The organism is Pseudomonas rustica (assembly GCF_049959085.1).
Lineage (GTDB): Bacteria > Pseudomonadota > Gammaproteobacteria > Pseudomonadales > Pseudomonadaceae > Aquipseudomonas > Aquipseudomonas rustica.
This window is the reverse complement of sequence record NZ_CP188200.1, coordinates 3,597,354-3,611,600: the sequence shown is the minus strand read 5'-3', so window position 1 is coordinate 3,611,600 and position 14,247 is coordinate 3,597,354. Positions and strand designations below refer to the sequence as shown.

12 protein-coding genes are annotated in these 14,247 nt (G+C 58.0%); 9 read left to right on the top strand and 3 right to left on the bottom strand.

The window, feature by feature from the left end; translation table 11 throughout:
* Positions 1-26: 26 nt before the first annotated feature.
* Complete coding sequence (gene prpF, locus ACP3TY_RS16280) at positions 27-1,217, top strand: 2-methylaconitate cis-trans isomerase PrpF (protein ID WP_426617992.1); 1,191 nt, start codon at positions 27-29, stop codon at positions 1,215-1,217.
* A 55-nt stretch (positions 1,218-1,272) separates the two neighbouring features.
* Here prpF and ACP3TY_RS16275 read toward each other — a convergent pair whose 3' ends face one another.
* On the bottom strand, positions 1,273-2,268 hold the full coding sequence (locus ACP3TY_RS16275) for an IS110 family transposase (RefSeq protein ID WP_426617800.1): 996 nt from the start codon (positions 2,266-2,268) through the stop codon (positions 1,273-1,275).
* Positions 2,269-2,699: 431 nt separating this feature from the next.
* Between ACP3TY_RS16275 and prpD the strand changes: the two genes are divergently transcribed.
* Entirely contained in the window at positions 2,700-4,184 is a 1,485-nt protein-coding gene (prpD, locus tag ACP3TY_RS16270) for a 2-methylcitrate dehydratase (protein ID WP_426617991.1), read from the top strand.
* 98 nt (positions 4,185-4,282) lie between these two features.
* Here prpD and ACP3TY_RS16265 read toward each other — a convergent pair whose 3' ends face one another.
* On the bottom strand, positions 4,283-5,221 hold the full coding sequence (locus tag ACP3TY_RS16265) for a DMT family transporter (RefSeq protein WP_426617990.1): 939 nt from the start codon (positions 5,219-5,221) through the stop codon (positions 4,283-4,285).
* Positions 5,222-5,311: 90 nt separating this feature from the next.
* On the opposite strand from ACP3TY_RS16265, the gene ACP3TY_RS16260 reads away from it, so the two are divergent.
* Entirely contained in the window at positions 5,312-6,727 is a 1,416-nt protein-coding gene (locus ACP3TY_RS16260) for a PLP-dependent aminotransferase family protein (protein WP_426617989.1), read from the top strand.
* Between the two features lie 94 nt (positions 6,728-6,821).
* Here the strand turns inward: ACP3TY_RS16260 and ppsR are convergent, their stop codons facing one another.
* A complete protein-coding gene (gene ppsR / locus ACP3TY_RS16255) occupies positions 6,822-7,640 on the bottom strand; it encodes a posphoenolpyruvate synthetase regulatory kinase/phosphorylase PpsR (RefSeq protein WP_053118702.1) in 819 nt (272 codons plus the stop codon).
* Between the two features lie 174 nt (positions 7,641-7,814).
* Between ppsR and ppsA the strand changes: the two genes are divergently transcribed.
* The 6 genes from ppsA to ACP3TY_RS16225 all read left to right on the top strand — a co-directional run bounded on the left by ppsA (position 7,815) and on the right by ACP3TY_RS16225 (position 14,241).
* Positions 7,815-10,190: a phosphoenolpyruvate synthase gene (ppsA, locus tag ACP3TY_RS16250; RefSeq protein WP_159815422.1), complete on the top strand. Its 2,376-nt coding sequence runs from the start codon at positions 7,815-7,817 to the stop codon at positions 10,188-10,190.
* 187 nt (positions 10,191-10,377) lie between these two features.
* Positions 10,378-11,367: an alpha/beta fold hydrolase gene (locus ACP3TY_RS16245; RefSeq protein ID WP_212544333.1), complete on the top strand. Its 990-nt coding sequence runs from the start codon at positions 10,378-10,380 to the stop codon at positions 11,365-11,367.
* 226 nt (positions 11,368-11,593) lie between these two features.
* Entirely contained in the window at positions 11,594-12,085 is a 492-nt protein-coding gene (gene rraA / locus ACP3TY_RS16240; protein ID WP_053118708.1) for a ribonuclease E activity regulator RraA, read from the top strand.
* Between the two features lie 21 nt (positions 12,086-12,106).
* Positions 12,107-13,102 carry a zinc transporter ZntB gene (locus ACP3TY_RS16235; protein WP_053118710.1) on the top strand — a complete coding sequence of 332 codons (996 nt, stop codon included), beginning with the start codon at positions 12,107-12,109 and terminating at the stop codon, positions 13,100-13,102.
* Between the two features lie 63 nt (positions 13,103-13,165).
* Positions 13,166-13,414, top strand: coding sequence for a hypothetical protein (locus tag ACP3TY_RS16230; RefSeq protein WP_053118712.1), 249 nt, complete (start codon positions 13,166-13,168; stop codon positions 13,412-13,414).
* A gap of 2 nt (positions 13,415-13,416) precedes the next feature.
* The gene (locus ACP3TY_RS16225) at positions 13,417-14,241 is read left to right on the top strand and encodes a mechanosensitive ion channel family protein (RefSeq protein WP_007916401.1); all 825 of its coding nucleotides are present in this window, start codon (positions 13,417-13,419) and stop codon (positions 14,239-14,241) included.
* The last annotated feature ends 6 nt before the right edge of the window (positions 14,242-14,247 follow it).

The window sequence follows — 14,247 nt, the reverse complement described above, 5'->3', positions numbered from 1 at the left end:
TCTCACGCCTGTGGATAAGGAGCACCATGGCTCACGCACCACAAATAAAGATCCCCGCCACCTACATGCGCGGCGGCACCAGCAAAGGCGTGTTTTTCAGCCTCAAGGATTTGCCCGAAGCGGCGCAGATTCCCGGGCCGGTTCGCGACGCTCTGCTGCTGCGCGTGATCGGCAGCCCCGACCCGTACGACAAGCAAATCGACGGCATGGGCGGCGCCACTTCAAGCACCAGCAAAACCGTGATCCTGTCGAAAAGCCTCAAGGCTGATCACGACGTCGATTACCTGTTCGGTCAGGTCTCCATCGACAAGCCATTCGTCGACTGGAGCGGCAACTGCGGCAACCTCTCGGCAGCGGTCGGTTCGTTCGCCATCAGCAATGGCTTGGTCGAGGCCAGCCGCATTCCGCACAACGGTGTTGCAGTGGTGCGCGTGTGGCAGGCCAACATCGGCAAAACCATTATTGCCCACGTGCCGATCACCAACGGCGAAGTGCAGGAAACCGGTGATTTCGAACTCGACGGCGTGACCTTTCCGGCCGCCGAAGTGCAAGTCGAATTCATGGATCCGGCGGCGGAAGAAGAGGGCGGTGGTGGCTCGATGTTCCCCACCGGCAACCTGATCGATGAGCTGGAAGTGCCGGGTGTCGGCACGTTTAAAGCGACGATGATCAACGCCGGCATCCCGACGATTTTCGTCAACGCCGAAGACATCGGTTACACCGGCACCGAGCTACAAGGCGCGATCAATAGCGATCCGAAAGCGCTGCAAATGTTCGAGACTATTCGTGCGTATGGCGCGTTGCGCATGGGGCTGATTACCAATCTGGATGAAGCGGCGAAACGGCAACACACGCCGAAAGTCGCGTTTGTCGCCAAGCCTGCGGATTACGTGGCGTCCAGTGGTAAGGCGATTGGCGCTGGTGATGTCGATTTGCTGGTGCGCGCGTTGTCGATGGGCAAGTTGCACCACGCGATGATGGGCACGGCGGCGGTGGCGATTGGTACGGCGGCGGCCATTTCCGGCACCTTGGTGAACCTTGCGGCGGGCGGCGTTGAACGCAATGCCGTGCGCTTCGGGCATCCGTCCGGGACGTTGCGGGTTGGTGCTGAAGCCAGTCTGGAAAACGGCGAGTGGATCGTCAAAAAAGCCATCATGAGCCGCAGTGCTCGGGTGCTGATGGAAGGTTACGTCCGCGTCCCGGGCGATTCCTTCTGACCCAACACCGGACGCCACCCTGGATTGCTTCACTCTGTAGATACTCTGTTTACGGTCAAGCTTTTGCGAGGTCTTTTGCGCTAAAAAGCTTGGCCGTATCGAAATCTTCTCCGGCTTGCATGCAAGCCCACAGACCGGTCAGGTATTTGCGCATGACGGCGACGATCGCCTGCATCTTTCTCTTTCCTCGCCCGATCAGCGCTTCGTAAAAGGCTTTCACGTTGCTGTCGCAACGAATGGCGGTCAGCGCTGGCATATACATCGCTGAGCGTAGGTAGGCGTTTCCGCCCTTACTTATCCGCCCAGGTTTATCGATGCTGGTACCTGATTGCGTAAGCCGCACATCGAGTCCTGCATGTCGGCTGACCTGCGCGGATTTAAGCGTCACCGGCAAGGTCGTCAATTCAGCCAGTGCCGCAAATACTGAAATTTCGCCCATCCCCGGCGCTGCGATCATGTGCCCGAACTGGGCGCTTAACGTCGGGCAATTGTCGATCAGTGCCCGGCCTGCGAGCCTGAAACGCTCGATTCGCTTGTCGAAGGCCTCAATGGCTTCTTCTTCGTCTTCAATCAACATCGTCAGGGTTGTTTGAGTAGCCTTCAGCGCATGCAGCTCGTTCTTGGCTCGGGTGCGATGACATGTCAGACGATTGATATGCCTTCCGATAGCCCGCAACTCCAGCTGTATGGCTGTAGGTGGAGTCCACAATCTTGGGCTCATGCGCTCGCCGTATTCAGCTAGCAATTGGGCATCGATTGCATCGGTTTTGCTGTTTTTCAGCATCAGCTTGGCGAAGTTATGAAAGCTCTTCGGATTGATAACCGAAACGGGCAAACCCGCCGCAGCGAGCTCCATGGCCAAATCCAGGTAATAGATGCCGGTGGCTTCCATCACCACGGATAAAGGCTTGAGTTCGAGCAACTTGTTGATCGCCGCCTTACGCCCTGCGGGTGTTTGGTCGATGTTGCAGGCGCCTGCAAAACGACCGTCGTTACGCCAACCCATGGCGGTCGTGCGAGACCCCACATCCAAACCGACATGCATGCTCATGCTTTCAACTCCGAGTGAACTGGGTTAAAAATGCTTCCTGGTTCCCCTGACCTCGAACTTCATGCCACTGCAACCTTGTAATGCGAAGTCCGACTCGTCGGCTTCTCGATACTCTTCGTGGTGGGCAATGAGGCGGGGGGACCTCTCTACAGACAAGGTCAGGAGCAAGTCCTGCCTTTAGGAGCGATCGGTCTCCCCCAGAAAAACATCTTCGTATGTCCGCACCAGTGAGCCTAGATCTCAATTGACTGGTGTGAGGGCAACATACAAGGAGCTGCCGAAGGCTGCGATCTTTTGATCTTGTTTTTGAAGGTCAAGATCAAAAGATCGCAGCCTTCGGCAGCTCCTACAGGGATTGCATTTCAACAATAAGAAATTGTTAGCCCTGAACCGAGGTCCCATCAACGAACCACTTCAAGAGTGAATCGAACATGAGCGCCAACGTCGACCTGAACAACCGCCCCGACTACGACCGTGTCCTGCAGGACATCGCCGACTACGTCCTCACCTTCAAAGCCGAATCCACCGAAGCCCTCGACACCGCCCGCAACTGCCTGATGGACACGTTAGGCTGCGGCCTGCTCGCACTGCGTTTTCCCGAATGCACCAAACACCTCGGCCCGATCGTCGAAGGCACCGTTGTGCCGTTTGGCGCGCGCGTCCCCGGCACTTCCTATCGTCTCGACCCGGTCAAAGCCGCGTGGGACATCGGTTGCATCGTTCGCTGGCTCGACTACAACGACACCTGGCTCGCCGCCGAGTGGGGCCATCCATCCGACAACCTCGGCGCGATTCTCGCGGTGGCCGATCATCTCTCGCAAAAACGCGTGGCCAACGCTGAAGCGCCGCTGACGATCCGCGATGTGCTCGAAGCGATGATCATGGCCCACGAGATTCAAGGCGTGATCGCCCTGGAAAACTCCTTCAACCGCGTAGGACTTGATCACGTCATTCTGGTGAAAGTCGCCTCCACCGCCGTCACCGCCAAACTGATGGGCGCCAATCGCGAACAACTGTTGTCGGCGTTGTCCCATGCATTCGCCGACGGCCAAGCGCTGCGCACTTATCGTCATGCCCCCAACGCCGGCTCGCGAAAATCCTGGGCGGCGGGGGATGCGTCGAGTCGTGGCGTGCGCCTGGCCGACATCGCCATGCGCGGCGAGATGGGCATTCCCGGCGTGCTGACGGCAAAACAGTGGGGCTTTTATGACGTGCTGTTCAGCCACAGCAACAACGATCTGGCGCTGAAACCCGAAGACAAACGCGCCTTCAGTTTCTCGCGCGCGTTCGGCAGTTACGTGATGGAAAACGTCCTGTTCAAGATCAGCTTCCCCGCCGAATTCCATGCGCAAACGGCCTGCGAAGCGGCGGTGACCTTGCACCCGCAAGTGCGCAATCGTCTGCACGAAATTGACCGCATCGTCATCACCACTCACGAATCGGCGATCCGCATCATTTCCAAAGTCGGGCCGCTGGCCAATGCCGCTGACCGTGACCACTGCATCCAGTACATGACCGCCGTGCCGCTGGCCTTCGGCAATCTGGTCGCCGAGCAATACGAAGACGATTTCCACAAGGCGCACCCGATCATCGATGTGCTGCGCGAGAAAATGGTCATCATCGAAGACCCGCGTTTCACCCGCGAATACCTGGAGCCTGACAAGCGCTCGATTGCCAACGCCGTGCAGGTGTTTTTCAAGGATGGCAGCAGCAGCGAAAACGTCGTCGTGGAATACCCGATCGGGCATCGTCGCCGCCGCGCCGAGGGCATTCCGTTGCTCGAAGACAAATTCAAAGCCAATCTGGCCACGCGTTTTACCGGTCAGCGCAGCGGCGAGATCTTCGCACTGTGCAAGGATCAAACCCGACTCGAGTCCACCCCGGTAAATCGCTTCGTCGACCTGTTCGTGATCTGAAGGTACAAACACGCTCCCTGTAGGAGCTGCCGCAGGCTGCGATCTTTTGACGTTGATGTTTAAAAACAAGATCAAAAGATCGCAGCCTGCGGCAGCTCCTACAGGGAAGGTTTACGCCATTTTTCGATGGGCAATTTGGTGATGGCAAAACCGCTCAACAAAATCGCCGAGTAGATCATCAGCTCCCGGGACAGGGTTTGCCCCTCGTACCAGGCGCCGATGATCACGGCGAACACCGGGAAAATGATAAACACGAACGACAGGATGATCGGGCTCAGGCGTTTCAGCAGAAGAAAATAAACGATAAACCCGCCCACCGATGCCACCAGCCCGAGGTAGAACAGCGCGCCCCACGAGCGTGCCGTGATGTTCTCGAACACAGGTGTTTCGACGCTCAATCCGACAATAAATAACATCGCCCCGGCAATGCCGATCGGCAGCGTGTTGTAGGTGATCACGCTGATCGCGCTGCCGTGTTTTTTCGTCACCACGTAGCACAGCGCATGCATCACGGCGGCGCAGAGAATTGCCAGCACACCCAGCCATTCCGCCTGATCCAGATGCAAACCTTGACTGCGAATAATCATGAACAGACTGCCAAAACCGATGGCGATGCCGAGCATCTGCGACGGGTAGATTTTCTCGCGCAGAAACAGCGCGGAAAACAGCAGGATAAATACCGGCATGCAGCTGAACAGCAACGCTGTCAGGCCCGACGAGACATGCATTTCGCCGTAGTTGAGCAGGTAGTAGGGCAGGCTGAAATACGACAGCGTGACGAACACAAAAAACCAGCGGCTCTGCCGAGGGAACAGCAGCGGTTCTCTACGCAACAACGCAAAGCTCAAAAACAGTGGAAATGCGATGAGAAAGCGCAGCCCGGCCGCGGTCAGTGGCGGCACACTTTCTACAGCAATCTTGATCCCCAGCCACGTCGTGCCCCAACTCAGGCAGACGATCAGAAACAACGTGCTGGTAATTAACCCGGCAAGCCAGGGTTTGCTGATGCTTATCGGTGTGCTGACGGCGGTCGACATGCGGTGTGCTCCGAGCGGCTGAATTGACCTGGTCACAGAAAAGGTCTATCCCTGATTGAATCTGTTTTCAGCACGCTATTCGGGGCGCGAATGACTGTCAAAGTAAGTATTGCCATGGTGTCAATCCTCCGTGATGGCCTCACTCATGGCGTCGGCGTGAAGTACCAGCGCCTCGCCGATGCAGTGGAAAAGGCTATTGCTGAAGGCGTGATCGACGCTGGCTGCAAATTACCGCCGCACCGATTGTTGGCTGATAGCCTCGGCGTCACCATCGGTACGATCAGCCGCGCCTACGGTGAGCTGGAGCGTGTGGGATTGGTCGTCGCCCGTGTAGGCGATGGCACTTACGTGCGTCAGAGAGGGATGGAACGGCCGCAGGACAAAGGCTTTCGCAATGTCAGCGATGAGCCGCCCGCCTGTTTCGACATGAGTCGCAATCAGCCGATTCCGGGGCAGGAAGCGGCGTTTATGAGCCAGAGTCTGCAAGCATTGGCCAATGATCCGCGAGTGTTGCAGCAATTGACTGGATACAGCGCAGAAGGCGGCATGGCGCGGCATCGGCAGGCCGGGGCGGTATGGTTGCAGCACGACGCGTTTGTGCCGCACGCCGATCAGGTGTTGTGCGTCAACGGCGGCCAGCACGGTTTGTTGTGTGCGTTGATGGGTTTGCTCAAGGCCGGCGACACGGTGGTGACCGAGCATTTGTCCTACCCCGGATTGCTCAGTGTCGCTCGCCAGCTCGGGATAAAGCTGATCGGCGCGGCGATGGATGACGAAGGGCTTTTACCGTCAGCGCTGGAGGAAATCTGCCGTCAGCATCGCGTTTCGGCGCTGTATTGCACGCCGACCATCCAGAATCCTACAGCGGCGGTGATGTCCGTCCCACGGCGCGAGGCGATTGCCGATGTCTGCCGTCAGCACAATCTGCTGATCCTCGAAGACGAAGCCCACGCCGTGCTGGATCGCCAACGTCCTTTACCGCTGAGTTATTTCGCGCCGGAGCGTTCGGTGTTGATCGGCAGTTTGAGCAAGGCTGTTTCGGCGGGATTGCGCGTGGGTTATCTGCATGCGCCGCAAGCGTTGATCGGCCGTTTGAGTTCAGCCATTCGCGGTACATGCTGGATGGCCAATCCGCTGGCGATGGAGGTGGCGAGTCTGTGGATCGAAAACGGCTTGGCCGAGCGCTTGCTGGATGAGCAGATTGACGAGATTGGCCGGCGTAAGGCGTTGGTGGTCGGGGCGCTGGAGGGCTTGAATTACAAGACGCACAGCCACAGTCCGCATTTTTGGGTCGAGGTGCCGGAAGGCTGGCGGGCGTCGCAGATTGCGGCGGAGTTGAAGGAGAATAATTATCTGGTGGCGACCGCAGAGGCGTTTGCGGTCGGGCATGCGGCGGTGCCGCAGTGTATTCGGGTGAGTGTGTGTAATTCGGTGGGGGATGATCGGTTGTTGCTCAGTGGGTTTGAGGCTCTTGCCCAATCTCTCACACAATACATCCCACTGTAGGAGCTGCCGCAGGCTGCGATCTTTTGACGTTGATGTTTAAAAACAAGATCAAAAGATCGCAGCCTGCGGCAGCTCCTACAGGTGATGTGTCGGGTTACTTGAACCGCCGCTCCACGCCTTTCTCCACCAGAATCTTCGCCGAAATCTCTTCCACCGAAAAATGCGTCGAATTGATGTGCGGAATGTTCTCGCGGCGGAACAGGTTCTCCACTTCGCGCACTTCAAATTCGCACTGCGCATAGCTCGAATAGCGGCTGTTGGGCTTGCGCTCGTTGCGGATCGCGGTGAGGCGATCCGGGTCGATGGTCAGGCCGAAAAGCTTGTGCTGGTGCGCACGCAGGGCGGCGGGCAGGGTCAAGCGCTCCATGTCGTCTTCGGTCAGCGGGTAATTGGCCGCGCGGATGCCGAACTGCATGGCCATGTACAGACACGTCGGTGTCTTACCGCAGCGCGACACGCCCACTAGTATCAGGTCGGCTTTGTCGTAATAGTGCGTGCGCGCACCGTCGTCGTTGTCGAGGGCGAAGTTCACCGCCTCGATACGCTCCATGTAATTGGAGTTGTGGCCAATCGAATGCGACTTACCGACGGTGTAGGAAGAATGCTCGGTCAGTTCCTGCTCAAGCGGGGCGAGGAAGGTCGAGAAAATATCGATCATGAAACCATTGGACGTCGCGAGAATCTCACGAATGTCCTGATTGACGATGGTGTCAAAGATGATCGGGCGAAAGCCGTCGGTGTCAGCGGCTTTGTTGATTTGTTGTACCATGGCCCGCGCTTTTTCAACGCTGTCGATGTACGGTCGCGTGAATTTGCTGAAGGTAATGTTTTCGAACTGCGCCAGAAGGCTTTGACCCAGGGTTTCGGCTGTGATGCCGGTGCCATCGGAGATAAAGAAAGCAGATCGTTTCATTTGCACCTTGGGCCTTAAGCTAATGAGCATTTCTGGATATGATAGGCGCGATTTGTTGGCCGCCAGTGGCCAGCATTCTCACTTATTTTCCAGGTCCAGGCCATACAACCGGCCAACGCTCCCCCGAGCAGCCGGTTTCTGAGCTTTTCCAACACAGTTAGTGGAGAGATCACCTTGGTAGAGTACGTAGTTTCCCTCGATAAGCTCGGCAAACACGATGTTGAGCATGTGGGGGGCAAGAACGCATCCCTGGGCGAGATGATCAGTAACCTGGCAGGCGCCGGTGTTTCGGTCCCCGGCGGCTTCGCCACGACGGCTCAGGCCTATCGTGATTTCCTCGAACTGAGCGGCCTCAACGACCAGATCCACGCGGCCCTCGACGCGCTCGACGTCGACGACGTCAACGCCCTGGCCAAAACCGGCGCCCAGATCCGTCAATGGATCATGGAAGCCGAATTCCCTGAAAAACTGAATGCCGAAATCCGCACCGCGTTCGCCGCGCTGTCGGCTGGCAACCCTGATGTGGCCGTGGCCGTGCGTTCTTCCGCCACCGCCGAAGACTTGCCGGACGCTTCGTTCGCCGGTCAGCAGGAAACCTTCCTGAACATCCGTGGTGTGGAAAACGTTATCCGCGCCGCCAAAGAGGTGTTCGCGTCGCTGTTCAACGACCGTGCGATTTCCTACCGCGTGCACCAGGGCTTCGACCACAAACTGGTCGCCCTGTCGGCTGGCGTGCAGCGCATGGTGCGTTCGGAAACCGGTACTGCCGGCGTGATGTTCACCCTCGACACCGAATCCGGTTTCCGTGACGTCGTGTTCATCACCGGCGCCTACGGCCTGGGCGAAACCGTCGTACAAGGCGCGGTGAACCCGGACGAATTCTACGTACACAAGGGCACGCTGGAGGCCGGTCGTCCGGCGATCCTGCGCCGCAACCTGGGCAGCAAAGCGATCAAGATGATCTACGGCGACGAGGCCAAGGCCGGTCGTTCGGTCAAGACCATCGACGTCGACAAGGCTGACCGCGCACGTTTCTGCCTGTCCGACGCTGAAGTCAGCGAACTGGCGAAGCAAGCGATGATCATCGAAAAGCACTACCAGTGCCCGATGGACATTGAGTGGGCCAAGGACGGTGACGACGGCAAGCTGTACATCGTGCAGGCCCGTCCGGAAACCGTGAAAAGTCGTACTCAGGCCAACGTCATGGAACGTTACCTGTTGAAAGAAACCGGCACCGTGCTGGTGGAAGGTCGTGCGATTGGCCAGCGCATCGGCGCCGGTAAAGTGCGCATCATCAAAGACGTTTCCGAAATGGACAAAGTCCAGCCGGGCGACGTGCTGGTTTCCGACATGACCGACCCGGACTGGGAACCGGTAATGAAGCGCGCCAGCGCCATCGTCACCAACCGTGGCGGCCGTACTTGCCACGCGGCGATCATCGCCCGTGAGCTGGGCATTCCGGCAGTGGTTGGTTGCGGCAACGCCACCCAACTGCTGAAGGATGGCCAGGGCGTGACCGTTTCGTGCGCCGAAGGCGACACCGGTTACATCTTCGAAGGCGAACTGGGCTTCGACATCAAGAAGAACTCCGTGGATGCCATGCCGGAGCTGCCGTTCAAAATCATGATGAACGTCGGCAACCCGGATCGCGCCTTCGACTTCGCGCAGCTGCCGAACGCCGGTGTGGGCCTGGCCCGTCTGGAGTTCATCATCAACCGCATGATCGGTGTGCACCCGAAAGCGCTGTTGAACTACGACGGTCTGCCGCAGGAAATCAAAGACAGCGTCGACAAGCGCATCGCCGGTTACGACGATCCGGTTGGCTTCTACGTCGACAAACTGGTCGAAGGCATCAGCACCCTCGCTGCAGCGTTCACGCCGAAAAAAGTCATCGTGCGCCTGTCGGACTTCAAGTCCAACGAATACGCCAACCTGATCGGCGGCAAGCTCTACGAGCCGGAAGAAGAAAACCCGATGCTGGGCTTCCGTGGCGCGTCGCGTTACATCAGCGAATCGTTCCGCGATTGCTTCGAACTCGAGTGCCGTGCGCTGAAACGTGTGCGCAACGAGATGGGCCTGACCAACGTCGAAATCATGGTGCCGTTCGTCCGTACCCTCGGTGAAGCGAGCCAGGTCGTCGATCTGCTGGCTGAAAACGGCTTGAAGCGCGGTGAAAACGGTCTGCGCATCATCATGATGTGTGAACTGCCATCCAACGCGATCCTCGCTGAAGAATTCCTCGAATTCTTCGACGGCTTCTCGATCGGCTCCAACGACCTCACTCAGCTGACGCTGGGTCTGGATCGCGACTCAGGCATCATCGCGCACCTGTTTGACGAGCGTAATCCGGCGGTCAAGAAGCTGCTGGCCAATGCGATTGCCGCGTGCAACAAGGCCGGCAAGTACATCGGTATCTGCGGTCAGGGCCCGTCCGACCACCCGGATCTGGCCAAATGGCTGATGGAGCAGGGCATCGAAAGCGTGTCGCTGAACCCGGACTCCGTGCTGGAAACCTGGTTCTTCCTGGCCGAAGGTCAAGCGCAGGCTTAATGAGTATGTAAGCGGCCCGCTCCCCTTGTAGGAGCCGAGCTTGCTCGCGAAGACGGACTGACATTCAACAACGATGTCGACGGATACACCGCTTTCGCGAGCAGGCTCACTCCTACAAAGGGCAGGGCTTTGAGATTGAAGTAGGGCGGGCTCCTGTAGATGCCGCCCTTTTTTGTGCAAGAGCATTATGCAAAGCAGCAGCAACCTATTTCCTGTCGCCCTGATCAGCGCCGAGCGGCGCGGCGATCTGAGCGAAGACGTTTATCGTTTGAAACCCGGCAACAGCCCGGACTGGTCCGTGGAGATCGCCGTCACCCGTTTGGGCATGGCCGACGACACGGCGCCCCGTGGCGTGCCGGTGATTCTGTTGCACGGCAGCTTTTCCAATCGGCGCTTCTGGTTTTCGCCAAAAGGCCTCGGGCTTGGCGCGTATCTGACGCGGCTGGGTTTCGATGTGTGGATTCCGGAGATGCGCGGCCACGGTCTGTCGCAGCGCAATGAGGAATACCGGCGCAATCGCGTTTCCGACTATGCCAAATACGATCTGCCGGCGATTGCCGCGTTCGTGCGTGAGCAGAGCGGTCAGGTTCCGCACTGGATCGGCCATTCACTCGGCGGCATCACCTTGGCCGCTGCGCTCGGGGGTGAATACCTCGGCGAGCCGGCAGTTGCCTCTGCGGCATTTTTCGGCACGCAGGTCAGTCGCACGTATTGGCCGCTGAAAATCCCGCCGGTGGAGTGGAGCGGGCGCTTTATTCTCAAGCGTTTCGCGCAGTTGTCCGGCTCACGCCTCAAGCGCGGCCCGGAAGACGAGCCGATCGGTCTGGCCATCGAGAGCATGCGCTGGTACGGCTTGTTCGGCCGCTTTGGCGACAAGGACAAGGATTGGTGGGCAGGATTGGCCGAGGTTCAGGTGCCGGTGCTCGCGGTGACAGCCGCTGGTGACCATCAGGATCCGGCGTGGGCGTGTCGCAAGCTGTTCGAGCAGCTCGGCTCCGAGCACAAACAATTCATCAATCTCGGGCGCGAGCAGGGTTTCAACGACAATTTCGGCCATGTCGAAATGTTGGTGAGCAAAGCCGCGCAAGCTGAAGTGTGGCCGCTGGTGGCGCGTTGGTTGAAGGATCAACAGACGCCGTTGCTCGGCGAGAAGGCGGATCTGGCCGCTGCGGTCTGAATCAGAGGCTCTGAAAAGGGCATTTCGTTCGGATCGGCTTGCGGCTAAGATATGACGCATTGTGCGGTTCTGGTCATTTTTAGCGGCTGTTTAGCTATTACGTTTCAGCGTATGTTCAGGTTCAGTCAGCGACCATGGCATGGACTAAGGTAAACAGCGGCCGCCGGAACTCGTCTCTATAGCGTGCGTCATCCTTGATCGTCTTCCTTTTTACAGGAGTTTTTCGATGAACCATTACCTTACGCCTGACCTGTGCGACGCCTATCCGGAGCTGGTGCAGGTGCTGGAGCCGATGTTCAGCAATTTCGGTGGCCGTGATTCGTTCGGCGGCGAAATTGTGACCATCAAATGTTTCGAAGACAACTCGCTGGTCAAGGAACAAGCCGAACTCAAGGGCAACGGTAAAGTATTGGTCGTGGATGGCGGCGGTTCGCTACGCCGTGCGCTGCTGGGCGACATGATCGCCGAGAAAGCCGCGAAGAACGGTTGGGAAGGGCTGGTGATTTACGGTTGCATCCGTGACGTCGACGTCATTGCGCAGACCGATCTGGGCGTGCAGGCGCTGGCCAGCCACCCGATGAAAACCGAAAAACGTGGCCTCGGCGACCTCAACGTCCCGGTGACTTTCGCCGGTGTGACGTTCCACCCGGGCCACTACATTTATGCGGACAACAACGGCGTGATCATTTCGCCGAGCCCGCTGCAAATGCCTGAATAAGGCTTCGACAAAGGGATGCGGATGTTCGAGGAAGAAAACGCGCAATGGGGGCTGGTGCATGCCCTCGTGCTGGACGGTAAAGGCGGCGCGCGTTCGATAGCCCGGACTGAGCTCGACGATTTGCAGCTGCAGGCGCATGAAAGTCTGTGGCTGCATTGGGATCGCAGCCATCCGCAAACCCAGACCTGGTTGCGCAAATCCAGCGGTCTCAACGAATTCACCTGCGACCTGCTGCTGGAAGAAAACACCCGGCCGCGTTTGTTGCCACTGCCGGATTCCGAGCTGCTGCTGTTCTTGCGCGGGGTCAACCTCAATCCGGGTGCCGAGCCGGAAGACATGGTTTCGGTGCGGATTTTTGCCTCAGCTCAGCGCGTCATTTCTCTGCGTTTGCGTCCACTGCGTGCAACGGATGAGTTGCTGGCGCAATTGGCGGACGGCAAAGGCCCGAAAACCGCTTCTGAACTCATCCTTTATCTGGCGCAATTCCTCACCAACAAGGTGCAGGATCTGGTCACTTGCCTCTCGGAAATCGCCGATGAGGAAGAAGAAAAAATGGATGCCGACGAACGGTATACCCCCGAGCACGGAGCGATTTTGCACATCCGGCGCAGGGCTGCCGGACTGAAGCGTTTTCTTGCACCGCAGCGGGATATTTTCGGACAGCTCACGCGGATAAAACTGCCGTGGTTTGTCGAAGATGATGCCGACTACTGGAACGAATTGAACAACAGCCTGACGCGATATCTCGAAGAGCTCGAATTGACCCGGGAGCGCGTGGGGCTGGTGCTGGAGGCTGAAGACCGGCGTTTGAGCGAGCGCATGAATCGCACGATGTACCGCTTCGGCATCATCACCTGCATCTTTTTGCCGATGAGTTTTATCACCGGTCTGCTGGGTATCAATGTCGGCGGAATTCCGTTCTCCAGCAGCCCTTATGGATTCCTGATTGCCTGTTTGACGGTGCTCGCCCTGGCCTTCGGTCAGTGGTGGTTGTTCCGCCGATTGCGCTGGGTGTGACCATGCAAAATGTGACCCGACCAAATCTGCCCGCGTCTTTCACAGACATCACGAGAGGTGCGTATGCACGATCCGTTTGAACAGTCTTTGCGCGACATGCTCAACGCCTCACCGTCCGGTCGTGACGACGATGCGTGCTTGGGCCGCGTACTCAAAACCGCCAACCGCCAGGTCGGTGCCGGTGATCTTTTCAGCCTGCTGGGCCGCTGGCTGCCCGCGCTGATGATCGCCCTGAATAATGGATCGGCACATGTCTCGCCGGTTTCCCGTCTTCGTAAACCTACCGCTCGCACTGCTGATAAGGCTGATTGAATATGGAACTTGATCTCTGGACTCAGAGCCTCGTCACTGCAATGACTGCGTTGTGGACCAAAGTCGCTAACTTCATTCCGAACCTGTTCGGCGCACTGGTGGTGCTGCTGTTGGGTTTCGTCGTGGCCAAACTGCTCGACACCTTGTTGTCCAAACTGCTGGCCAAACTCGGCCTCGATCGCCTGATGGGCGGTACCGGTCTGACCAAGTTGATGTCGCGTGCCGGCCTGCAAGTACCGATCTCGACCCTGATCGGAAAAATCGTTTACTGGTTCGTTCTGCTGATATTTTTGGTTTCTGCAGCAGAATCCCTTGGACTTGAGCGAGTTTCAGCTACGCTGGACATGCTGGCGCTGTATTTGCCAAAGGTATTCGGTGCCGCGCTGGTGTTGCTGGTCGGTGTTTTGCTCGCACAATTGGCCAATGGCCTGGTGCGCGGGGCGGCAGAAGGCGTAGGCCTCGACTACGCTTCGGGGCTGGGGCGGATTGCGCAGGGGCTGGTGATCATTATCAGCATCTCGGTGGCGATCAGTCAGCTTGAGGTCAAGACCGACCTGCTGAACCATGTGATTGTCATTGTGTTGATTACCGTTGGTCTGGCGGTTGCGCTGGCCATGGGTTTGGGAAGCCGGGAAATTGCCGGTCAGATTCTTGCGGGAATCTATGTGCGTGAGTTGTATCAGGTTGGGCAACAAGTGCGTGTTGGCGAGGTCGAAGGGCAGATCGAAGAGATCGGCACGGTTAAAACCACATTGCTGACCGATGAGGGTGAGCTAGTCTCTCTTTCCAATCGGATCCTGCTGGAACAGCATGTGAGTAGCCGCTAATCCGGC

Coding starts and splice junctions, on each gene's coding strand:
- prpF (WP_426617992.1), top strand. CDS start 27: ATGGCTCACGCACCACAAATAAAGATCCCCGCCACCTACATGCGCGGC.
- ACP3TY_RS16275 (WP_426617800.1), bottom strand. CDS start 2,268: ATGAGCATGCATGTCGGTTTGGATGTGGGGTCTCGCACGACCGCCATG.
- prpD (WP_426617991.1), top strand. CDS start 2,700: ATGAGCGCCAACGTCGACCTGAACAACCGCCCCGACTACGACCGTGTC.
- ACP3TY_RS16265 (WP_426617990.1), bottom strand. CDS start 5,221: ATGTCGACCGCCGTCAGCACACCGATAAGCATCAGCAAACCCTGGCTT.
- ACP3TY_RS16260 (WP_426617989.1), top strand. CDS start 5,312: ATGACTGTCAAAGTAAGTATTGCCATGGTGTCAATCCTCCGTGATGGC.
- ppsR (WP_053118702.1), bottom strand. CDS start 7,640: ATGAAACGATCTGCTTTCTTTATCTCCGATGGCACCGGCATCACAGCC.
- ACP3TY_RS16245 (WP_212544333.1), top strand. CDS start 10,378: ATGCAAAGCAGCAGCAACCTATTTCCTGTCGCCCTGATCAGCGCCGAG.
- rraA (WP_053118708.1), top strand. CDS start 11,594: ATGAACCATTACCTTACGCCTGACCTGTGCGACGCCTATCCGGAGCTG.
- ACP3TY_RS16235 (WP_053118710.1), top strand. CDS start 12,107: ATGTTCGAGGAAGAAAACGCGCAATGGGGGCTGGTGCATGCCCTCGTG.
- ACP3TY_RS16230 (WP_053118712.1), top strand. CDS start 13,166: ATGCACGATCCGTTTGAACAGTCTTTGCGCGACATGCTCAACGCCTCA.
- ACP3TY_RS16225 (WP_007916401.1), top strand. CDS start 13,417: ATGGAACTTGATCTCTGGACTCAGAGCCTCGTCACTGCAATGACTGCG.